Origin of the sequence: Bacillus sp. FSL H8-0516 (assembly GCF_038635285.1) — a bacterium.
GTDB lineage: Bacteria > Bacillota > Bacilli > Bacillales > Bacillaceae > Bacillus > Bacillus safensis.
Map to the genome: position 1 here is coordinate 914,712 of NZ_CP152051.1, position 21,073 is coordinate 935,784.

General features: G+C 40.4%; 20 protein-coding genes and 1 tRNA gene. 19 read left to right on the forward strand and 2 right to left on the reverse strand.

The features are described from left to right. Positions 1 to 212 precede the first annotated feature (212 nt). Positions 213 to 2,156, forward strand: coding sequence for an LTA synthase family protein (locus MHB67_RS04395; protein WP_024427404.1), 1,944 nt, complete (start codon positions 213 to 215; stop codon positions 2,154 to 2,156). 154 nt (positions 2,157 to 2,310) lie between these two features. Next, a complete protein-coding gene (gene lepB, locus MHB67_RS04400; protein WP_041116900.1) occupies positions 2,311 to 2,877 on the forward strand; it encodes a signal peptidase I in 567 nt (188 codons plus the stop codon). A gap of 41 nt (positions 2,878 to 2,918) precedes the next feature. On the opposite strand, the gene MHB67_RS04405 is transcribed toward lepB, so the two are convergent. Beyond that, entirely contained in the window at positions 2,919 to 4,214 is a 1,296-nt protein-coding gene (locus tag MHB67_RS04405; protein ID WP_024425342.1) for a homocysteine synthase, read from the reverse strand. 265 nt (positions 4,215 to 4,479) lie between these two features. On the opposite strand from MHB67_RS04405, the gene MHB67_RS04410 reads away from it, so the two are divergent. The 12 genes from MHB67_RS04410 (at position 4,480) to MHB67_RS04465 (ending at position 13,723) form a co-directional block, all read left to right on the forward strand. Continuing rightward, positions 4,480 to 4,635, forward strand: a complete 156-nt coding sequence (locus tag MHB67_RS04410; protein WP_029706872.1) for an FbpB family small basic protein — start codon at positions 4,480 to 4,482, stop codon at positions 4,633 to 4,635. Between the two features lie 163 nt (positions 4,636 to 4,798). Beyond that, on the forward strand, positions 4,799 to 5,566 hold the full coding sequence (locus MHB67_RS04415; protein ID WP_044333683.1) for an ABC transporter ATP-binding protein: 768 nt from the start codon (positions 4,799 to 4,801) through the stop codon (positions 5,564 to 5,566). A 14-nt stretch (positions 5,567 to 5,580) separates the two neighbouring features. Next, positions 5,581 to 6,573, forward strand: coding sequence for an aliphatic sulfonate ABC transporter substrate-binding protein (locus MHB67_RS04420; RefSeq protein ID WP_342492825.1), 993 nt, complete (start codon positions 5,581 to 5,583; stop codon positions 6,571 to 6,573). Beyond that, a complete protein-coding gene (locus tag MHB67_RS04425; protein WP_133744047.1) occupies positions 6,570 to 7,400 on the forward strand; it encodes an ABC transporter permease in 831 nt (276 codons plus the stop codon). Before MHB67_RS04420 ends, MHB67_RS04425 begins: the two co-directional genes overlap by 4 nt. Positions 7,401 to 7,417: 17 nt before the next feature. Next, positions 7,418 to 8,560 carry an FMNH2-dependent alkanesulfonate monooxygenase gene (gene ssuD, locus MHB67_RS04430; protein ID WP_103132154.1) on the forward strand — a complete coding sequence of 381 codons (1,143 nt, stop codon included), beginning with the start codon at positions 7,418 to 7,420 and terminating at the stop codon, positions 8,558 to 8,560. Between the two features lie 540 nt (positions 8,561 to 9,100). After that, a complete protein-coding gene (locus MHB67_RS04435) occupies positions 9,101 to 9,313 on the forward strand; it encodes a hypothetical protein (protein WP_012009371.1) in 213 nt (70 codons plus the stop codon). A 115-nt stretch (positions 9,314 to 9,428) separates the two neighbouring features. Further along, a complete protein-coding gene (locus MHB67_RS04440; RefSeq protein ID WP_025093295.1) occupies positions 9,429 to 10,175 on the forward strand; it encodes an ABC transporter ATP-binding protein in 747 nt (248 codons plus the stop codon). Further along, positions 10,153 to 11,619 carry a hypothetical protein gene (locus MHB67_RS04445; protein ID WP_073204446.1) on the forward strand — a complete coding sequence of 489 codons (1,467 nt, stop codon included), beginning with the start codon at positions 10,153 to 10,155 and terminating at the stop codon, positions 11,617 to 11,619. Before MHB67_RS04440 ends, MHB67_RS04445 begins: the two co-directional genes overlap by 23 nt. After that, positions 11,603 to 12,508 carry a PqqD family protein gene (locus MHB67_RS04450; protein ID WP_103132153.1) on the forward strand — a complete coding sequence of 302 codons (906 nt, stop codon included), beginning with the start codon at positions 11,603 to 11,605 and terminating at the stop codon, positions 12,506 to 12,508. The genes MHB67_RS04445 and MHB67_RS04450 overlap by 17 nt, the downstream gene beginning before the upstream one ends. Continuing rightward, positions 12,505 to 12,786 carry a hypothetical protein gene (locus tag MHB67_RS04455; RefSeq protein ID WP_024425332.1) on the forward strand — a complete coding sequence of 94 codons (282 nt, stop codon included), beginning with the start codon at positions 12,505 to 12,507 and terminating at the stop codon, positions 12,784 to 12,786. Before MHB67_RS04450 ends, MHB67_RS04455 begins: the two co-directional genes overlap by 4 nt. A 79-nt stretch (positions 12,787 to 12,865) precedes the next feature. Beyond that, positions 12,866 to 13,522 (forward strand): hypothetical protein, encoded by a 657-nt coding sequence (locus MHB67_RS04460; protein ID WP_133744045.1) that lies wholly within the window; start codon positions 12,866 to 12,868, stop codon positions 13,520 to 13,522. Between the two features lie 127 nt (positions 13,523 to 13,649). Continuing rightward, a tRNA-Gly gene (locus tag MHB67_RS04465) sits at positions 13,650 to 13,723 on the forward strand. Positions 13,724 to 13,821: 98 nt separating this feature from the next. On the opposite strand, the gene MHB67_RS04470 is transcribed toward MHB67_RS04465, so the two are convergent. After that, positions 13,822 to 14,418 (reverse strand): hypothetical protein, encoded by a 597-nt coding sequence (locus MHB67_RS04470; RefSeq protein ID WP_243837380.1) that lies wholly within the window; start codon positions 14,416 to 14,418, stop codon positions 13,822 to 13,824. An 83-nt stretch (positions 14,419 to 14,501) separates the two neighbouring features. Here MHB67_RS04470 and queG point away from each other — a divergent pair, with 83 nt between their 5' ends. The 5 genes from queG to yhbH all read left to right on the forward strand — a co-directional run bounded on the left by queG (position 14,502) and on the right by yhbH (position 20,774). After that, entirely contained in the window at positions 14,502 to 15,650 is a 1,149-nt protein-coding gene (gene queG / locus MHB67_RS04475; RefSeq protein ID WP_342492922.1) for a tRNA epoxyqueuosine(34) reductase QueG, read from the forward strand. Positions 15,651 to 15,711: 61 nt separating this feature from the next. After that, the gene (locus tag MHB67_RS04480; protein WP_213405146.1) at positions 15,712 to 16,614 is read left to right on the forward strand and encodes an amidase domain-containing protein; all 903 of its coding nucleotides are present in this window, start codon (positions 15,712 to 15,714) and stop codon (positions 16,612 to 16,614) included. 43 nt (positions 16,615 to 16,657) lie between these two features. Beyond that, complete coding sequence (trmL, locus tag MHB67_RS04485) at positions 16,658 to 17,131, forward strand: tRNA (uridine(34)/cytosine(34)/5-carboxymethylaminomethyluridine(34)-2'-O)-methyltransferase TrmL (protein WP_034282301.1); 474 nt, start codon at positions 16,658 to 16,660, stop codon at positions 17,129 to 17,131. A 444-nt stretch (positions 17,132 to 17,575) separates the two neighbouring features. Continuing rightward, positions 17,576 to 19,471, forward strand: coding sequence for a PrkA family serine protein kinase (locus tag MHB67_RS04490; protein WP_024425326.1), 1,896 nt, complete (start codon positions 17,576 to 17,578; stop codon positions 19,469 to 19,471). Positions 19,472 to 19,610: 139 nt separating this feature from the next. Continuing rightward, positions 19,611 to 20,774 carry a sporulation protein YhbH gene (yhbH, locus tag MHB67_RS04495; RefSeq protein WP_024426618.1) on the forward strand — a complete coding sequence of 388 codons (1,164 nt, stop codon included), beginning with the start codon at positions 19,611 to 19,613 and terminating at the stop codon, positions 20,772 to 20,774. The last annotated feature ends 299 nt before the right edge of the window (positions 20,775 to 21,073 follow it).

A 21,073-nucleotide genomic window follows, 5' to 3' on the forward strand; every position in this document is an offset into this window, starting at 1 on the left:
AAATTTAATGTAAATGGATATTTTTCCTTTTATTTACTCGTATTTTTTTTGAAACTTATGATGCCTCTCATTCGTTATATTAAAGGAGCGCATGTATCCGGCGGAGACAGAGCATCGGCATGCTTGGCGAAGAAGATTTACATTTGCAAAATGAATGTAAATTTTTTATGATTTCATTTATATCAGAACGATGATAAGAAAGAAGAGGTTTTATGAAAAAAATATTTGCAAACAAATATAGCTTTTTTGTTTTGGCTGTCCTTTTATTCTGGGCTAAATCGTACACAGCCTACAAAATGGACTTTAATTTAGGAGTAAAAGGTTCTTTTCAAGAGGGGCTTCTCTTATTGAATCCATTTAGTTCAGCCATCGTGTTTTTTGGACTTGCTCTCTTTTTGAAGGGGCGTAAATCTGCCATTGTTTTAATTGTGATTGATTTTATTATGACCGCACTTTTATATGCAAATGTAGCGTATTACCGTTTCTTTGATGACTTTTTGACTTTCTCAACAATGAAGCAGGCAGGAAATCTTGGGGGAGGCATGACTGGCGGTGTGCTAGCAAGCATTAAGCCGCATGACCTTTTATACTTCCTTGATATTATCATCTTGATTGCGATTGTCATTTGGAGACCAGAAGTGAAGAAGTTCCAAATGAAAAAGACGTTTGCACTGCTGATTGTAGCTGCAGGTATTGGACTGTTCTTTGTAAACCTTCATTTGGCTGAAAAGGATCGTCCAGAATTATTAACGAGAACCTTTGATCATAAGTATGTTGTCAAATACTTAGGTGTTTATAACTATACGATTTATGATGGGGTACAAGCAGCACAAAACGCAACACAGGTAGCCAATGCAAGCAGTGAAGATTTAACGGATGTTGTGAACTATACGTCCTCTCACTATGCGAAGCCAAATGCAGAGTATTTTGGTAAAGCAAAAGGCAAAAACATTATTAAAATTCATTTAGAAAGCTTTCAGTCTTTCTTAATCGACTACAAATTAAATGGAGAAGAAGTGACTCCATTTTTAAACAAACTGGCTCATGGGAAAGATGATTTTACGTATTTCGATAACTTCTTCCATCAGACTGGTCAAGGGAAGACATCAGATGCTGAGCTGATGATGGATAATAGTATGTTTGGCTTGCCAGAGGGAGCAGCATTTGTGACAAAGGGTGAAAATACCTTCCAATCACTACCTGCCATCCTAGATCAAAAAGCAGGCTATACGAGTGCAGTACTTCACGGGGACTATAAATCTTTCTGGAACCGTGACACGATTTATAAACATATGGGAATTGATCAATTCTTTGATGCTTCCTATTACAACATGGATGAAGAAAACCTTGTGAATATGGGTCTGAAGGATAAACCGTTCTTCAAAGAATCAATTCCAATGCTAGAATCAATGAAAAAGCCATTTTATGCACATTTAATGACACTGACAAATCACTATCCATTTAATTTAGATGAAAAAGATGCGACAATCGCTAAGGCAACAACTGGCGATAAAACAGTCGATAACTATTTCCAAACAGCAAGATATTTAGATGAGTCATTAGAGCAATTCTTCAAGGACTTGAAAAAATCAGGTATGTATAAAGACTCAGTCATTTTATTATATGGTGACCATAACGGTATTTCTGAGAACCATAACCGTGCAATGAGTGAAATTCAAGGGAAAGAAATCACTCCTTATCAAAATGCACAAAACCAGCGTGTTCCGCTCATGATACGTATTCCTGGTAAGAAGGGCGGCGTGAACCATACGTATGGTGGTGAAGTCGACGTTATGCCAACACTTCTTCACTTACAAGGTATTGATTCAAATGAATTCGTGAATTTTGGAACAGACCTATTCTCTAAAAAGCATGATGAGACTGTTGCCTTCCGTAATGGAAACTATGTGACACCGAAATACACACTTGTTGATAATACCGTTTATGATACAAAAACAGGTAAAGTGGTGAAACAAAATAAAAAGACAGAGGCGATTAAAGCCCGTGTTGATAATCAGTTAAGTCTTTCAGATAAAGTGCTCTATAGGGATCTTCTTCGATTCCATAAGTTATCTGATTTCAAACCAGTGAATCCATCGGATTATTTCTATGGTAAAGCAAACAAAGAAAAAGAAGCGGATTCTTCTGCTAACTAACTGAGTTTTGGGCAAGCACAGAAAGGTGCTTGCCTTTTTCTCTCTCTTCGCTTGATTTGTTGGCAAAATATGTTTATATTTAGGGAGAAACAAGCGTGATGCCGGCTGACGCTGGTGACACACATTTCGTCCTTGGGGAATTCAGGAGGAGCTTATGACAACAAATACAAAAACACAAAAAAAGAAATCAGAATTATGGGGCTGGATCAAAGCCATCTTAATCGCATTTATTGCTGTTTTTATCATCCGGAACTTTTTATTCGCGCCGTACATTGTGAAAGGGACTTCTATGGACCCAACACTGCATAACACAGAGCGGGTGTTTGTGAATAAAACGGTTGATTATTTCGGTGATTATAAACGGGGACAGATCATTGTTCTTGATGGGGAAGACCGCAGCACTCATTATGTCAAACGATTGATTGGTTTACCTGGTGATAAAATTGAAATGAAAAATGATCAGCTATATGTTAATGGAAAAAAAGTGGCGGAGCCTTACTTAGCGTCAAACAAAAAGAAAGCAGCTGCAGATGGCACCTTGCTGACACCTGATTTTGGCCCTCTGACTGTTCCAAAAGGAAAGTACTTTGTCATGGGGGACAATCGCCAAAATTCAATGGACAGCCGCAACGGCTTAGGTCTTTTTACAAAGCGTGATATTCAAGGAACTACCTCATTTGTATTTTATCCTTTCCAAGACATTCGATTACTCAATCATTAATAAACAATAAAAAAGCACACAGCCGTGTGCTTTTTTCTATGTCATTCAGACTGACTTTTTGTAATCGCCTGTTCAAGATCTGCAAGAATATCTTCAATCGCTTCTGTTCCAACAGATAAACGAATGAGCTCTGGTGTGACACCTGTCGCTTTTTGTTCTGCTTCGCTTAATTGCTGATGCGTTGTGCTGGCAGGGTGAATAATGAGGGATTTAGAATCGCCCACGTTTGCGAGATGGGAGAAAAGCTTCACAGAATCAATGAGCCTTTTACCTGCTTCGCGTCCACCTTTAATACCGAATGTGAGGATTGCGCCTTGTCCTTTTGGTAAATAGGTTTGAGCAAGCTCATAGGATTCGTGACTTTCAAGGCCCGGATAGCTTACCCAATCGACAAGAGGGTGATCCTGTAAGAATTGTGCTGTTTTCAAGGCATTTTCACTATGCCGCTCAAGACGAAGATGTAATGTTTCTAAGCCTTGCAGAAGTAAAAATGAGTTGAATGGCGACAGAGCTGCCCCTAAATCACGTAAGAGCTGTACTCGTGCTTTTGTGATATAAGCCGCTTCTCCAATCGCTTCTGTATATGTCAGACCGTGATAGCTTGGATCTGGTTCAGTCAGTCCTTTGAACTTATCGCTGTCAGCCCAAGGGAATCGGCCGCTATCAACGATGACACCGCCAATTGATGTACCGTGACCGCCAATAAATTTGGTTGCTGAGTGGACGACAATGTCTGCACCAAACTCGATAGGTCTTAATAAATAAGGGCTGGCGAGCGTATTGTCCACAATAAGCGGGATATGATGCTTGTGTGCAATGGCTGAGATGGCTTCAATATGTAAAATGTCGCCTTTTGGATTTCCAATGCTCTCTGCATACACTGCCTTTGTTTTGTCTGTGATCGCCGCTTCGAGTTCTTCAAGGTTGGATGAATCGACGAATTTTACTGTAATTCCAAGTTTTTTGAGTGTATGGGCAAATAAATTGTAGGTGCCGCCATAAAGACTGCTTGAGGAAACGATTTCATCTCCGGCTCCTGCAATGTTTAAAATAGAATAAGTCGTCGCTGCTTGCCCAGAAGAAACAGCAAGTGCACCAATTCCACCTTCAAGCTCAGCGATACGCTTTTCAAATACGTCATTTGTAGGATTCATAATACGTGAATAAATATTTCCCGGTTCCTGAAGACCGAATAAATTCGCTGCATGCTCACTATCTCTAAAACCAAAGGAGCTTGTTTGGTAAATAGGAACGGCTCTTGAATAGGTCGCTGAATCAAGTTCCTGACCTGCGTGAATGGCTTTTGTTTCTAAACGAAATGGACGTTCTTCTGACATGGGTGTATCCTCCTTTTGTTAGATAAAACCAACTGTTTTGATAAGAAATATTTAATAAGACTATAAATCTTGTTCCTTGCTTGGTCAATCATTTTTTAGATAAATCTGAAAAAACAATAAATATAGTTGACAGGTAGGAATAGTGTGTATTAACATGAGCATACTGAAAACACAAACAAGAATGGCTGATCGGTCAACCGAAGGCTCTATCACTCAAGCATGAGTGAAGAGCCTTTTTTTATTTGAATAAGAAAGGATGATGAAGATGGAAAAAAAGAAAAAACGAAAAAAGTACAGAAAACACATGGATCTCACACTAGACATCTTGATTGAGCGGAACAAATATGAGATTTACAGCAGCAAGGAACGAATAGAAGCGATTTACGATCGGATCGATGAAAAGCATACAAGGACAAAATAACCATTTTATAAATTTGAGTTGATTTATGGGATTAATATGATTTAGGATGGTGCTAACAAATCAATATGATTAGCTGATCGGACAACGCGAAGGCTCTTATCTCTTTTTTGGGATAAGGGCCTTTCTGTGTATTTATCTGATCGCAAGAGGAGTGAAGGTTTCAATGACGATTTCAATTGATATTGTGGATAAATCCTTTTGGAAAGACAAACAGTCCATTCGGGTACTTGAAGACTTAAGATTGAACATCATTCCCGGGGAAATTGTAACAGTGATAGGTCCAAGTGGATGCGGGAAAAGTACATTGCTAAAAATCATAAGCGGGCTCGACACAGCGTATCATGGGCAAATTTTGATAGGAGACAGACGGATCACAGAACCTGGAATGAAACAGGGCTTTATCTTTCAGGAACACCGCCTGTTTCCATGGCTGACGGTCGAAGAAAACATAGCGGCCAATTTCAATTTAAAACAACAGGATGTCCGCCGCAAAGTGGATGAACTGATTGAAATTGTTCGTTTAAAAGGATTTGCACACGCTTATCCACATGAGCTCTCCGGAGGAATGTCGCAACGGGTTGCCATTGCGAGAGCACTTCTTCGTGATCCGGAGATCTTATTGCTTGATGAACCATTTGGTGCACTGGATGCATTCACACGAAAACACTTGCAGGATGTGCTGCTGGACATTTGGCAGGAGAAAAAAACAACGATGATGCTCGTAACTCATGATATTGATGAATCGATTTATTTAGGAAATGAGATTGTGCTAATGCAAGCGAGACCTGGCCGAATCCATAAGATTCTTCCTGTAAATCTACCGTTTCCGCGTGATAGAACGTCAACCGCTTTTCAACATTTAAGACAAAAGGTGCTTTCAGAATTTGAGAAAACAGATGAATTGTTACTAACCGATGGATCAGGGATTTAGGGAGGGCAAATTGCATGAAAAAGAAACAAATGATCGTTATCTTTTTGAGTCTTCTCCTTGTTTTAGCAGGGTGTGATCAAGCAGCAGACGGCTCAGAAAACAAGGTGAAAGAAATTAGGATTGGGATTCAGCAAAGTTTGAGCCCGCTGCTTTTAGCAAAGGAAAAGGGCTGGTTTGAACAATCATTTGAAAAAGAAGGAGTGAAGGTAAAGTGGGTGGAGTTTCAAAGTGGTCCTCCCCAATTTGAAGGACTTACTGCAAATCAATTAGATTTCTCGCAAGTTGGAAACTCACCTGTCATAGCAGGTCAGGCAGCAGGTATTGATTTTAAGGAAATTGGTTTATCTCAGGATGGGCTGAAAGCGAACGGTATTTTAGTGAATAAGAACAGTAAGATTCAAAAAGTAGAAGACTTAAAAGGGAAAAAAATCGCTGCCGCTAAAGGGAGCAGCGGCTTTGACTTTTTATACAAAGTATTAGATCAGGCAGGTTTATCTGCGAAGGATGTTCAGATCATTCAGCTTCAGCCTGATGAAGCGATATCAGCATTTGAAAATGGGTCCGTTGATGCTTGGTCGATCTGGGAGCCGTTCTTATCACTTGAAACGATAAAGAAGGGAGCAAAGCTGCTGGTGAATGGGGAAGCGACCGATTTATATTCTCCAGGTTTCACACTTGTTCGAACTCAGTTTGCTGATCAGCATCCTGAACTAGTAGTGAAATTCTTAAAGGTATATGACCATGCAGTGAAGTGGCAAAAAGCACATCCAGAAGGGGCTGTTACGCTATATGCGCGTTTAAAAAATTTAGATAAGAAGGTCGTCACACAAGTATTAAACAATACGGAACCACTTAATAAGCCCATTTCGAAGAAGATCATCAATGCTCAGCAGCATACCGCTGATTTTCAATATCAAACAAAAGCGATCCAGCGGAAAATTGATGTCAATCAGGTTGTAGATAATTCGTTTATTGAAAAAATGCTAAAAGAGGAGATGAATAAATGAAAGCTATTTCGAACCCGGCTTTAGCATCTAAAATTGAGCGGTCAAAGAAAAAAAGGAGAAAAGCTTCTTCTTTATATAAGTTAAAGGGACTGGTATTACCTCTTCTACTTATTGCGGTTTGGCAGATCATAGCTGGTTCTCAAATCGTTTCTTCCACTGTACTTCCTGCGCCTGTCTTGATTGCAGAATCTTTTCGAGATTTATTTCGTTCTGGTGAACTGTTTGGTCATCTTTACATCAGTCTTTATCGAGCGATATGTGGATTTTTACTTGGGGGAGGTTTAGGTCATTTGCTGGGCGTATGCGTAGGGTTTTCTAAAAAAACAGAGCAGTATGTAGATCCGACGTTGCAAATGCTGAGAACCGTTCCACATTTAGCGGTCACTCCTTTATTCATCCTCTGGTTTGGCTTTGATGAAACGGCGAAAATTTTATTGATTGCACTTGGGGCTTTTTTTCCGATTTATATTAATACTTTTCTAGGTATTCGCAGTGTAGACAATAAGCTGTTTGATGTGGCCCGCGCCTTAGAGTTTAATGTGTATCAAAGCATCACAAAGCTGATTTTACCGGCTGCTCTTCCTCATATTCTTCTGGGCGTGAGACTGTCATTAGGAATTGCTTGGCTTGGTTTAGTGGTAGCTGAGTTGATGGGTTCAAGCAGCGGGGTAGGCTATATGATTATGGATGCAAGGCAATTCTCTCAAACGGATAAAGTGTTTGTAGGAATTATCATCTTTGCAGTAGTTGGTAAGCTGACAGATTCATTTGTACGTCTGTTAGAAAAGCGTCTGCTCAAGTGGCGCACTAGTTATCAAGGTGAATAATAACAGGGGGCGATGTGATGAATATTTTATGGTTTATTCCAACGCATGGAGACGGCCGTTATTTAGGATCAGCAAAAGGGGCAAGACAGGCAGACTATCCATATTTTAAACAGATTGCTCAAGCAGCTGATCAGCTTGGTTATACAGGGGTCTTGCTGCCTACTGGGAGATCATGTGAAGATCCATGGCTGACGGCAGCTGCTTTAGCTGCGGAAACCACTCATTTAAAGTTCCTCGTGGCTCTTAGACCAGGGCTGATGCAACCGTCTGTTGCTGCTAGAATGACTTCTACATTAGATCGTCTTTCAGGCGGGAGACTGCTGATTAATGTGGTAGCAGGGGGAAGTAAAGAGGAGCTTGAAGGAGATGGGCTGTTCATTTCTCATGATGAACGCTATGAGGCAACAGAAGAATTTTTGACAATTTGGAAGCGGTTATTGAAAGGAGAAAATGTACAATTTCATGGCAAACATCTACAAGCGGAGAATGGCCGTCTGTTATTCCCACCAGCTCAAACACCCCATCCACCAGTCTTTTTTGGTGGATCATCATCAGCAGGAATTCAAGCAGCCGCCAAGCATACAGATGTCTATTTAACTTGGGGCGAACCGCCTGCACAAGTAAAAGAGAAAATTGCACAAGTGAAGAAACAGGCTGAAAAGGAAGGAAGAACGGTGAAGTTTGGCATTCGTCTTCATGTGATTGTGAGAGATACCGAAGAGGAGGCATGGCAGGCAGCGGAACATCTGATTCGTCATTTGGATCAAAAAACAATTGATGAGGCGCAAAAAGTGTTACAGAGGATGGACTCAGTAGGTCAAAGACGAATGGTGGAATTGCACCAAGGGAGGAAAGACCAACTTGAAATCAGCCCAAATCTTTGGGCAGGCATTGGTTTAGTACGCGGCGGTGCAGGAACAGCACTCGTCGGAGACCCGCAAACAGTAGCAGAACGTATCCTAGAATATGAGTCTCTAGGCATTGATACATTTATATTTTCTGGCTACCCGCATCTAGAAGAAGCTTATTATTTAGCAGAGCTTGTTTTCCCGCTCCTTCCATTCAAGAGATCAGGGGCTACAGGACTCTCTGTGCCAGCTGGTGAAATTATTGGGAACAATCATTTCCCAGATGCAGCCTCTGCTGCTAGTTCCTCTTAAATATGAAAAAGCAAAGCAGTCTGCGATGGCTGCTGTGCTTTTTTTCATAGAATAGCGGGAGTCTTATGTTGTGTACTGCTGAACAAAGTAAGGGCTTTTTTCCCAATCGCTTTTCTTGTATATACACATTTATAGAGTCAAGAAAAGAAGGGAAATATGCCCACTCTTTTATCAGAATGATCAGTAAATTTTTCATAATTGGCGTTATTACGACATATAATCAGGACTTTTTTATCTGATATATCGGGGGAATTCTTTCTATCTCACAAAAAAGAAAGAATAAATATGATTGATGATAAATATGGACTATTTGAAAAAAAGGAGAAAAAAGATGGTGGAAATGACATTAAATGGGTATTGTGGTTCTTATGGGGTGTCAAAATCTAGTAAATAAGAGAGGGTTTAAACAGATGAAAGGGAATAATTGAATAAAAAGTCACATTTTAATCAAATGTATGTTCGGTCAAAAATGGGATGTTCTGTAGATGTTTGGAGTGTGACGCCTATGATACGATCATCATAAGCTGGGAGGTGAAAAGTATGACTTATGCAGCGCCGCAAGTTGACTATTCCACTATGGAACCTGCTATTATGGACCAAGCTTGGTTCTTAGTATTTGTTGCTGTCCTCCTTGGATTGGGAGCAACAGTTGTTCTAGGAGCAGCAGTTTGGTGTATCGCAAACGGCAAGGGTAGCTTTACAGGAGCCGTTCAGTGGGAAAGTGGCTTAAAAGTCCAAATTGAATGTAAGTAGCTATACTTAGGATTCATCTTTTTACTTCTTAGATAAGACACCAGGGCTAAACCGTCTGTGGCGGGCGGTTTAGCCTGATCTGTTTTTAAAGAATATGCAGACACTTGGAGGTTATATGTTTACGATCGAGAATTTAACCAAGACGTATAAAAATAACGTGACTGCTGTCAATGATTTTCATTTAAAGATCGACCCTCATCAAATCGTTGCTGTTGCTGGACCGAATGGTTCGGGTAAAACAACAATGATTAACTGTATACTCGGCATTATTAAGCATACAGAAGGAAGGATTCACTTGCAGGACGTCCCAAATGATGAACCATCCTTTAAAAAACAAGTAGCCTATGTTCCAGATGACCTGCTGCTCCCTGAAGCATTGACTGGTGCTGAATATTTAGATTTTGTTTCTTCTATGTATGAATGTAAAACAATTCACAGAAGAAATCAACTAATTGAACTGTTTGATATGGACTCGGCTTTATCAAGACCGATCGAAACCTATTCACATGGAATGAAAAAAAAGACACAGCTGATTGCTGCATTTATGCTTGATAGTCAATTGGTGATCATGGATGAGCCCTTTAGAGGACTTGATATTGAAGCGGTTATAAACACAAAGAAACTGATGAAGCGGTATGCCGAGCACCATGGTGCGATCTTGCTTTCAACGCATGATATGCTTTCAGCGGAAGAGCTGTGCCACAAAATCGCCATTATTTCTAAAGGAAATAAAATGGATGAAGGGACGGTCTCAGCCTTAAAGGAGAAGTATCAATCAAGCACACTGGAACAGGTGTTTCTGAAAGCTTCAATGTTAAGTGATAGGGGTGCACATTTTGATGAAATCATTAATCATTTCTAAAATGATGCTTAAAATGTGGCAGCAGGAGATGTATAAGCTCTTTGATACTCAAACGAAGCGAATCATTGTGGTCTTATTCTTTTTGTTTGCCGTCACAATGGGAGCCATTATCGGATACAGCTTTACAGGTGTCTTTATGAAGGCTTTCTTAAATGGAGATGAACGTTCACTTGGATTACTTGTCGTGTCAATGGCGATCAATGCTTCTATTTTTACAAGCTTGTTATTCGTTTTGATCAAGGTCAGAACACCTGAACAAGACCGGTTTTCTATGCAGCTGAGCTGGTTCCCGCTCTCTACCTTTCAGAAAAGTTTTGGATACTTCATTCCGATGGTGACAGTGGTGGCAGGGCTTGTTTTATTTTTTATCGGCATCCTGCTTTTACCTAATTTTATTGCCCAGGGAATAGGTATTTTCTTTATCTTTACTTTCTTTTTGATGGTGCTTTTGCAGTCGCTTTTTGTCTTAATGCTGCTGCAGTTTATTTACAATATCACTTATTTGCTCGTTTTGAAATTAAGATTACCGTTGCAAAAATTTGCAGCGATATTTGTTTTATTGGCACTGGTTGTCACGTATGGATTGACGCACTTTGATATTAGCCAAATTCAGCAATCATATATTCAGTTTGATTATCATTTGATGTATTTGACAGCTCCGTTTTTCCTAGCGGCACAAGGAATGCCTCCTGAAGAGGTGAATTATGCCATCTTGATTCTGATCATCCTCTTATCGGCAGGCGGCGCATTTGTTTCTCTGGCGATGATGCCGATTATGGCAGAGAAAAAAGCGTTAACCTTTTTACACAAGCTGCCATTCTCTTCTTCAAAAAAGTGGTCACTTATTGTGAAGGAAATGAAATCACAGGTGCGAAATGAAGAAAATATTTTAAATTTTCTTATTCTCCTTATTGTGATCTTATTCGTTCGTTATCAGTTTGGATTCCGATTTGAAGAAGAAGCGTTTTTTGTTCTTTGCGCTCTTGCTGGATTAACAGCCTTCAATTCGTTTGGCAATGATAAACGAATGCTGGGCATGTATAAAACATTTGGTCTGAGATCGTGGGAAGTGGCTTTGTATAAGTTTATCGGCCTTCTGCTCGTAGGTGTACTGCAAATTGTTTTATTCATGCTGACAACGCTGACGCTTCCTGATCAGATTTGGCACGCATTGATTGGTGCCGCTGTGTTATGCAATGCGACTGCGCTCTTTTATATGGTAGGTATTTTACTTCCTCTTGATCGAAACAATCCCTATACAGGCATTTTTTCATTTGGAGCGCTTATTTTACTCATGATTCCGATTGTTTTTATTGGAAACTATGTCATAGGGGCGTCGAGTCAAACGCTTCAATGGCTGCTTGTGGCTGCATTTGAGGGTCTGCTCATCTTTGCCATATACAAAGGTTTTTCATGGAGGTATTCACATGATTCAACTTCTTAACAATAAGCTAAAGATTGAGCGGGTACCGGCACTAGCGCCGTATGTGACCTTACAAAAGAGGCATCTCACGGATACGCAGTATGGAAGCACACTCCCGATCAATGAAAGTGCCTATCATATGTTAACGAAAGTGGACGGTAAAAGAACAGAAGCGAGTATTACCGCAGAGCTCGCCGATTTGTTTCAGGTCGATGAGTCGGTGATTGCTCGTGATTTTTATCAGCTGATGATGGGATTGAATCAGCATCACTTGCTGTCTATTCATTATCATTCACCATATCGGATTGTGACAGCCTGCTGCCAATTTTTCAAGCAGTATCAAATCAAAATGAAGGAACGATTTGATTGTACTGGTCACTCGTTCCTTCACATTTTTGGGACGGCTTTGCTCATGGTGACGCGAAAAATCATCTTTTTCTGGATGCTTTTCATGGTCATGGCAGGGATCGCTTTTTTATTCATTCCTGATCCGTCGATTGCAGCCATTGCGATTTATTTTACGATTATTTATTTCGGGTTAATTACCGGAACCGCCTTACATGAGGCGGCACATGGCTATGCGCATCGAAAATTTGCAGGACGGGATGGTCCTCAAGGCTTTTTTGCGAGTGACATGATGTCAGTGAAGTTTGTAAGGCCCGTATTAGATCCATTTCAGAAAAAGCAGGTATGGATTACGCTGCTTGGACCGCTTGTTCCCGGTGTGATTGGCGCAGCAGGCATCATTGTCACCATTTTATTTCTAAAAGAAAACCCGGTTTCGACAGCTTTTTTCCTCTTTTCAATCACGTATTTTATTCAATTACTCTATCTTCTTCCGTTTATGGGGGATGGTAAGTCCATTATGAAGCAGCTATTGCTTGGGGGAATGGGAGGACAACGATCATGAACGTTCAGGCGATGAAACAAGGCGCGATAGTTGGTAGTTTTCTAGGATTCTTAGGCTTTCCGATGCTGACAATCGGTGTACTGTTCTATCATTTATTTCAATCAAAAACGAATGATGCTTTATTATTTAACAGTCTCGCTTTTGAGATGGAAGGCTCGTCCGCATTTACTTTTCAGATCAAGCCAAACTTTTTTATTTATATGATGGTGATTTTTGCTGTGAGTTTTCTCATTGTGGCATTCCTATCAGCCATGAAACAGAAAAAAGCAAAAGGTTAGGAGAATTCTCCTAACCTTTTTTTGTATTCCGACCAAATTTTAGTATAATAAGAAATAAAAAACATCAAAGGGGATCACAATGGTTAAAAAATGGAGCATTCTTTTATTCACAGTTTTTCTATTAGCAGGATGCGGCGAGAAGGCCGAAGAAACCACGACAACCGAAAAGGCGGTTTCGACAATAACAACAGATCCTGCCACTAAAAACCAAGTAACCATCGAACAAATGAAACTCTCAAAAAAAGAAAAAAACTTACTAGAAGCAGCAACGACTAATGAAAAGGTGGCTCTGACACTGAAAGGATTAACGAAGAAGAATAAGAGTATTACGTTTATCGGGAGTCATTACAAAAATGGACGATTAGTGAATAAGGAAGCATCATCTGCTACCTTTACTTTACACCAGGATGGAACCGACCAAACGGTGAATGTACTTCTTCAATTACATCATGAGAAAGATACATATGAATCACAATTTAGTATTTGGTCAAATAAAAAGAATGATGGAATGACGAAAGCGACATCAAGCTTTCCGTTCAAAGTAAGTGACTATGTATTTTCTGCACAATCTGAAACTGTCAAAGTTGCTTCTGGAGGAAAGGCACTGATTGCGTATACAGCGGCAATGGGGAAGGATGGAAGTTCACCAATGCTTGAGGAAATTCAGAAGAATCCAAAGCAAGCGCTGAAAAATAAGTCACATGCATACTTATTTTATATCCAGCTAGATAAATAACTATCGTAATATATACGGAGAATATGAAGTTTTTTGACGAAAAATCTTCATATTCTCTTGACGAATTGTTAAGAAAGTTGTAACATAATAAAAGTCAACGCGATGACGTTGCTTTTAAAAGATTGATGCGGGTGTAGTTTAGTGGTAAAACCTCAGCCTTCCAAGCTGATGTCGTGAGTTCGATTCTCATCACCCGCTCCAATACATAATTTTGTTTATAACGCAGTATTTCGTTTCTTAGATAAACGAAGTGTTGCGTTTTTTATTATGTCAGTATAATGTGAAAAAGCACTGTGAGGCTACAGTGCTTTTTCAATGAGTTCATATTTGCTTTCTCCGCCATGTATTTGTACAAACATCTTCGTCAAGGATTGAATAAGAGCTTCACTCTTTTCCCGGGAAATAGATGGCGGGAAAAGGATGATTTGAAGAATGTTCTTTGTGTCTTGAGAAATTTGTGCTTTACTTGCTTGAGAAAATAATCCATTCAGTCCTGCGCTGTCCTGCCATTCGATGTGACCAGCCTCATGTTTTGCCAGTGAAAGCGGTCCTTTGATGCGATCGGCATCTAAAGTCAGGATAGGTAAGAAATATTTTAGTGAGAAAAATATCGACAAATCCTGTACGGAATTGGTTGAGTCAATAAATTGTTCCTTTTGGATGTCAGAAAGAAGTGGAAGGAAAGGAACGTCTTTTAAAATATCCGTCCATTCTTTGATGGCTGGTACTTCTTCTAAAACTTTATCTTCGTATTCAAAAAATAAAGATTCTTGAAACAGGCGTAAGCGGCCTTTTAACATTTGAGGTGATGTACCCACTTCAATATGCGAATATTCAATCTGTCCAACATGGATAGACGGGTTTTGATGATGAGAAATTTCCATATGTATCTTCACAGTGACTCACTCCAATCGGTCATGATACACTCGTATTATACTGAAAACAACAGAAGAAACAAAGAAAGGAGGTTTGCAAGGTGATTCATGTTGGAGAATTAAAAGAAGAATTGATTCAATATGCGAAAGAAATTGGTGTCGATAAAATTCGATTTGCAAGTGCCGACACATTTGATTCATTAAAGGACCGCCTCATCTTACATGAATCGTTAGGGTATTTGTCAGGCTTTGAAGAGCCTGACATTGAAAAAAGGACAAACCCTTCTTTGCTGCTTCCGAAGGCCAAATCAATTGTTGCGATAGCGCTCGCGTATCCTTCCAAAATGAAAGATGCTCCTCGAAGTACAAAGGATGTGAGACGGGGGATTTTTTGCCGGGCTTCATGGGGAACGGATTATCATGTTGTGCTGAAAAAAAAGCTTGATATGCTCGAAGAATTTTTGCGAAGCAAACATGTTGATATACGGACAAAATCAATGGTGGATACAGGAGAATTGTCTGATCGTGCTGTAGCAGAACGTGCTGGCATTGGTTTTAGTGCAAAAAACTGTATGATTATCACGCCAGAGTTTGGATCTTATGTGTATTTGGCTGAAATGATCACAAATGTCCCATTTGAACCGGATGAGAAAATTGAAGACCAGTGCGGAACTTGTAATAAATGTGTGGATTCGTGTCCAACGGGTGCGCTGGTGAATCCAGGACAGCTGAATTCTCAGCGGTGTATTTCATTTTTAACGCAGACAAAAGGCTTTTTACCTGACGAATTTCGTTCGAAAATAGGGAATCGATTGTACGGGTGTGATACATGTCAAACTGTCTGCCCGATCAATAAAGGAAAAGACTTTCATCTGCATCCTGAAATGGAGCCAGACCCTGAAATTGCGAAGCCGCTGTTAAAGCCGCTTCTGACGATCAGCAATCGTGAGTTTAAGGAAAAATACGGTCATGTTTCAGGTTCATGGCGGGGGAAAAAGCCCATTCAGCGGAATGCGATTTTGGCACTCGCTCATTTTAAAGATACATCTGCCTTACCAGTATTAATTGAGCTGATGCACAAGGACCCAAGACCGGTCATTCGGGGAACGGCTGCATGGGCAATTGGCAAAATTGGCGATGATCAGCAGCTCCCAGAGCTGGAAAAGGCCCTTGAGCGGGAAAGTGATGAAGAAGCGAAAGAGGAGATTGTGAAAGGGATTGAGCTCCTGCAGACACCTTTAAATACTAAATAACATCCCTGTGAACATAGAATGAACCAAACAAAGATTTTAAAAAATGTTTGGTGGTGTCTGTGTGAAACAATTATTAGAGAAAACTTTAGAAGACAGGCTGGCGTATTTAATCAATGACCGTGCAATCAAACAGCCGCAGCTTATGTCTGATATGGAAGCAGTAGAGCGGAAAAAAGAGCTTTTTGCTAGAAGACAGGTTGAGATTGTGAAGGCAAAAGCAAAAACAAAACTTCTCGATTCAGCCATTCAAGATGATGGGGCTCAGCATGTGCAGTACCTTGCTCATCTCACATATGTATGCAAGGATGTAGACGATTCTTTTTATTTAGAGGAACAGGTGGAAAAAAGAGAAGCATTTCTTTATAACAACATGCTTGTCAAAGATCGGATGATGTTAGAAGAGCGGCAAAGGGAAGAGCATTTGGATGAGCGCTTTCAGACCGAAGATCAATTTGGGAGAGCCTTTCATTATGACCGGCGGGCTGCCGTGAAGTATGCGGAGACATATTGGAATAAACGGAATCCAGCCTATAAAAACTTTGAAGATAACTGTACAAATTTTATTTCACAATGTTTGAAAGCAGGGAATGCGCCAACGAGAGGGTATCCGAACCGCGGGTCTGGCTGGTGGGTGCGTCCGCATACGTGGAGCTATAGCTGGACGGTGGCTCATTCGATGAAAAATTATTTAGCGAATTCAAAAGCGGGTTTGAGAGCAAAGAAACTCAAAGAAGCGCACGAGCTTCAAATTGGTGATGTCATTTGCTACGATTTTGAAGGTGATGGAAGGTATAATCATACAACCATTGTCGTTGATCATGACAAAGGCGGAATGCCTCTTGTGAATGCACAGACGTATGACTCCCGCATGCGTTATTGGTCATATGAGGATTCGACTGCCTATACACCTGCTATTCGATATATGTTTTTTCACATTTTGGACGATGCCGCGAAGGATAGTTAGTGGTATAATGTTGAGCGGAAAAGAAAATTAGAGGTGAACTTTTTTGGGACTTCATGTCGTTTTATATCAACCAGAGATTCCAGCTAATACTGGAAATATTGCGCGTACATGTGCAGCAACAAATACAACCCTTCATCTGATTCGTCCGCTTGGTTTTTCGACAGATGACAAAATGCTGAAGCGTGCAGGACTCGATTATTGGAAATATGCCAATGTGGTCTATCATGATTCACTTGATGAATTGTTTGAGGCACATCCGAAGGGGCAATTTTTCTATATCACTAAATTTGGTCAAAAGCCGCACACAACATTTGATTACTCTCAGCTGGATGAAGACTATTTCTTTGTGTTTGGAAGAGAGACAAGTGGATTGCCGAAAGATTTGATTGAACAAAATATGGACCGTTGTCTTCGTTTACCGATGACAGAGCATGTTCGTTCTCTGAATCTGTCGAATACGGCAGCCATTCTTGTATATGAGGCACTTCGCCAGCAGCAATATCGCGATCTCATATAAGATCATGATAAAAGCCGAGATACTGAACTCGGCTTTTTTATGTGAAATCACTTTTTTTGACATGTTGAAAATGAAAAGGATGTTCCGCAAATGGAACATCCTTTTTTTCATTTACCAGGCTTGCCTTCGTAGCCAGCAGTGAAAATGGATACTAAAAACGTAATGATGACGCCCATCATAATGACCGTTCTCATATAAGCTCCCCCTTATCCCTTTGTTCCGTTCGCTGCCTGTTTCATATGATGTGAAGTTCACCTTGAAAAGCAGGAGAAGAAAATCATTTTTCTCCTATTTTTCCTTTATTATGAAGGGTCTTGCGGATGGTTGTCAATTCAGTTTGCCAATTCGTCATTTTGAAGAACGAAAGCATGTAATAGGACGCCTCCGCATAGATTGTAAAACAGTATCTGATTTCTAGCTTCAATCTTGAAAGAGGAGGTTCATATGGATATTTTAAAGAAAATCGAACAGCACAGAGAAGAAGAGCAGCGTCTCAAATGGGAAGGCACATTCAGCGATTATTTAGACATTATTAAGGAAAATCCACTTGTCGCTCAATCTGCTCATTCTCGCGTTTATCATATGATTAAAGACAGCGGGATTGAAGAGGAGAATGGGGTCAGAACCTACAAATTTTTTGATCAGGAGCTGTTTGGGTTAGAGGAATCACTCGAAAGATTAGTAGAGGAATATTTTCACCCTGCTGCAAAGCGGCTAGACGTCAGGAAGCGTATTTTATTACTGATGGGACCAGTAAGCGGGGGGAAATCGACGCTTGTCACTAGATTGAAAAGAGGACTTGAAGAATATTCATTAACAGATCATGGCGCAGTTTATGCGATCAAAGGCTGCCCTATGCATGAAGATCCGCTTCATCTCATTCCGCAAAATCTGCGGGAGGATTTCTATAGAGAATATGGGATTCGTGTGCAGGGGAATTTGTCGCCTCTGAACATGATGAGACTGGAAGAGGAATATGGCGGCAGAATTGAGGATGTAAGGGTCGAGCGGATCTTTTTTTCTGAAGATAAACGGACCGGCATTGGTACCTTTAGTCCGTCTGATCCGAAATCTCAGGACATTGCCGATTTAACAGGCAGCATCGATTTTTCAACCATTGCTGAATTTGGATCAGAGTCAGATCCCCGCGCCTACCGCTTTGATGGAGAGCTCAATAAAGCAAACCGAGGGATGATGGAGTTTCAGGAGATGTTAAAGTGTGATGAGAAATTTCTCTGGCACCTCCTGTCATTAACGCAGGAAGGGAATTTTAAGGCAGGAAGATTCGCCTTAATTAGTGCAGATGAATTGATCGTCGCCCATACGAATGAAACCGAGTACCGGTCGTTTATTTCAAATAAAAAGAACGAGGCTTTGCATTCAAGAATTATTGTGATGCCAATTCCTTATAACTTAAAGGTCACAGAAGAAGAACGCATTTATCATAAAATGATTTCAGAAAGTGATGTCTCAGATGTGCATATTGCCCCGCATACGCTGAAGGTAGCAGCAATGTTCTCCATTTTGACGAGATTGAAAGAGCCGAAGCGTTCTGATATTGATTTGGTGAAAAAAATGCGTCTGTATGACGGAGAAAGTGTCGAAGGCTTCCAATCAGTCGACATTGATGAGATGAAAAAGGAATTTCATGACGAAGGGATGAGCGGAATTGATCCGCGGTATGTGATCAACCGAATTTCATCCACCATCATTCGAAAGAATATGGAATCGATCAATGCACTGGATGTTCTTCGCTCCTTAAAAGAAGGGCTTGATCAGCATCCGTCTATCTCCAGCGAGGACCGGGAGCGTTATTTGAATTTTATTTCAGTCGCGCGAAAAGAGTATGATGATATTGCGAAGAAAGAAGTGCAAAAGGCCTTTGTGTATTCCTATGAGGAGTCTGCGAAAACGCTGATGGATAATTACTTAGATAATGTCGAGGCTTACTGCAATAAAAACAAGCTGCGTGATCCGTTAACGGGTGAAGAAATGAATCCGGATGAAAAGCTCATGCGTTCAATTGAAGAGCAGATCGGCATTTCTGAAAACGCCAAAAAAGCATTTAGAGAAGAAATTCTGATTCGTATTTCGGCTTATGCGAGAAAGGGAAAACGCTTTGATTATAATTCACATGAGAGATTGCGGGAGGCCATTCAGAAAAAGCTGTTTGCTGATCTAAAAGATGTGGTGAAAATTACGACATCGACGAAGACACCGGATGAACAGCAGCTGAAGAAGGTCAATGAAGTAGTGGCTAGATTAATTGATGAGCATGGCTATAATTCAACAAGTGCGAATGAACTTTTAAAATATGTAGGCAGTCTTCTGAATCGTTAATAAATGAAGGAGGCATTATTGGCGCATCAGCACCGGTAATGTCTTTTTTAGAAATGATCGTCAACTTGGATGACGAGCAGCATAGGATAAAGGAATCGATGGTTAGAAGAATTGTGCAAATAGGTGAGGAGGGGGATGGATGTCCCGGCAAGAAAAAAGTCAGTTTATTGTGTCTCAGGAAGACTGGTCCCTCCATCGAAAAGGCTATGACGACCAGCAGCGTCATCAGAAAAAAGTCAAAGAGGCGATTAAAAACAATTTGCCGGATCTTGTCACAGAAGAAAGCATCATCATGTCGAATGGAAAAGATGTTGTGAAAATTCCGATCCGTTCATTAGATGAATATAAAATTCGGTATAACTACGACAAAAATAAACATGTGGGTCAAGGTGATGGAGACAGCGAGGTTGGCGATGTTGTTGCGCGTGACGGCTCAGACAGCAAGCAGGGTCAAGGAAAGGGGCAGGGTGCTGGTGATCAAGCTGGTGAGGATTATTACGAAGCAGAAGTCTCATTAATGGATCTCGAGGAAGCACTGTTTCGTGAACTGGAGCTGCCAAACCTCAAGCAAAAGGAGCTTGACGACATCATTGTTGAACAAATTGAGTTTAACGATATTCGCAAAACCGGGTTAACAGGAAATATCCACAAAAAACGAACGATGCTGTCGGCATTTAAACGAAATGCGATGACAGGCAGTCCCTCCTTTTATCCAATCTACCCAGAGGATATCAAGTATAAAACGTGGAATGAAGTGACCAAACCAGAGTCGAAAGCCGTTGTTTTGGCGATGATGGATACGAGCGGAAGTATGGGGCTTTGGGAAAAATATATGGCGAGAAGTTTTTTCTTTTGGATGACACGTTTCTTACGGACAAAGTATGAGACGGTCGATATTGAATTTATTGCCCACCATACAGAGGCGAAGGTGGTAGACGAAGAACATTTCTTCTCACGGGGTGAGAGCGGGGGGACCATTTGCTCGTCTGTCTATCGAAAGGCACTAGAGCTCATAGACGAACGATACCCGCCGTCGCGATATAATATTTATCCTTTTCATTTTTCTGATGGTGACAATTTGACCTCAGACAACGCCCGGTGTGTGAAACTTGTTTCTGAAATCATGAAAAAAGCCAATTTATTCTGCTATGGTGAAGTCAATCAATACAACCGGCATTCTACGTTAATGTCAGCATATAAGCACATTCAGGATGAGAAATTTAAGCATTATATTTTGAAGCAAAAATCAGACGTTTTTCTCGCACTAAAAAAATTTTTTCAGCAGGAAGAAGTTCTTTCATAACGAGCACATTTGAAAAAACCTTTCAGCATAAGGGCTGAAAGGTTTTTTGTGTGGAGAAGGAAAGGATCGCCAAAAAAAAAAGTAAAACTTTCTCTTTGACATTTCAATTTTCATTTATTAATATTTAATCTTGTTAAATATAAGTTTTTCAAAAAAGATGCCGATCGTCTTTTCTTCTTTTTCTGCTCTTTGCTCATAAGTGAACAATAAGTATAAATGGGCTGCACACCATGATAGGGGCGGGAGTAGATGAAGGGAAAAGGACAGATTGTTGAGCTTGTTTCATATTCTGTCAGATG

Excerpts from the sequence above, each read along its gene's own strand:
- MHB67_RS04425 (WP_133744047.1), top strand. The coding sequence starts at position 6,570 with ATGAAAGCTATTTCGAACCCGGCTTTAGCATCTAAAATTGAGCGGTCA.
- MHB67_RS04460 (WP_133744045.1), top strand. The coding sequence starts at position 12,866 with ATGGTTAAAAAATGGAGCATTCTTTTATTCACAGTTTTTCTATTAGCA.
- MHB67_RS04415 (WP_044333683.1), top strand. The coding sequence starts at position 4,799 with ATGACGATTTCAATTGATATTGTGGATAAATCCTTTTGGAAAGACAAA.
- MHB67_RS04410 (WP_029706872.1), top strand. The coding sequence starts at position 4,480 with ATGGAAAAAAAGAAAAAACGAAAAAAGTACAGAAAACACATGGATCTC.
- MHB67_RS04440 (WP_025093295.1), top strand. The coding sequence starts at position 9,429 with ATGTTTACGATCGAGAATTTAACCAAGACGTATAAAAATAACGTGACT.
- ssuD (WP_103132154.1), top strand. The coding sequence starts at position 7,418 with ATGAATATTTTATGGTTTATTCCAACGCATGGAGACGGCCGTTATTTA.
- yhbH (WP_024426618.1), top strand. The coding sequence starts at position 19,611 with ATGTCCCGGCAAGAAAAAAGTCAGTTTATTGTGTCTCAGGAAGACTGG.
- MHB67_RS04395 (WP_024427404.1), top strand. The coding sequence starts at position 213 with ATGAAAAAAATATTTGCAAACAAATATAGCTTTTTTGTTTTGGCTGTC.
- lepB (WP_041116900.1), top strand. The coding sequence starts at position 2,311 with ATGACAACAAATACAAAAACACAAAAAAAGAAATCAGAATTATGGGGC.
- MHB67_RS04490 (WP_024425326.1), top strand. The coding sequence starts at position 17,576 with ATGGATATTTTAAAGAAAATCGAACAGCACAGAGAAGAAGAGCAGCGT.
- MHB67_RS04405 (WP_024425342.1), bottom strand. The coding sequence starts at position 4,214 with ATGTCAGAAGAACGTCCATTTCGTTTAGAAACAAAAGCCATTCACGCA.
- MHB67_RS04420 (WP_342492825.1), top strand. The coding sequence starts at position 5,581 with ATGAAAAAGAAACAAATGATCGTTATCTTTTTGAGTCTTCTCCTTGTT.
- MHB67_RS04445 (WP_073204446.1), top strand. The coding sequence starts at position 10,153 with ATGAAATCATTAATCATTTCTAAAATGATGCTTAAAATGTGGCAGCAG.
- MHB67_RS04450 (WP_103132153.1), top strand. The coding sequence starts at position 11,603 with ATGATTCAACTTCTTAACAATAAGCTAAAGATTGAGCGGGTACCGGCA.
- MHB67_RS04455 (WP_024425332.1), top strand. The coding sequence starts at position 12,505 with ATGAACGTTCAGGCGATGAAACAAGGCGCGATAGTTGGTAGTTTTCTA.
- MHB67_RS04435 (WP_012009371.1), top strand. The coding sequence starts at position 9,101 with ATGACTTATGCAGCGCCGCAAGTTGACTATTCCACTATGGAACCTGCT.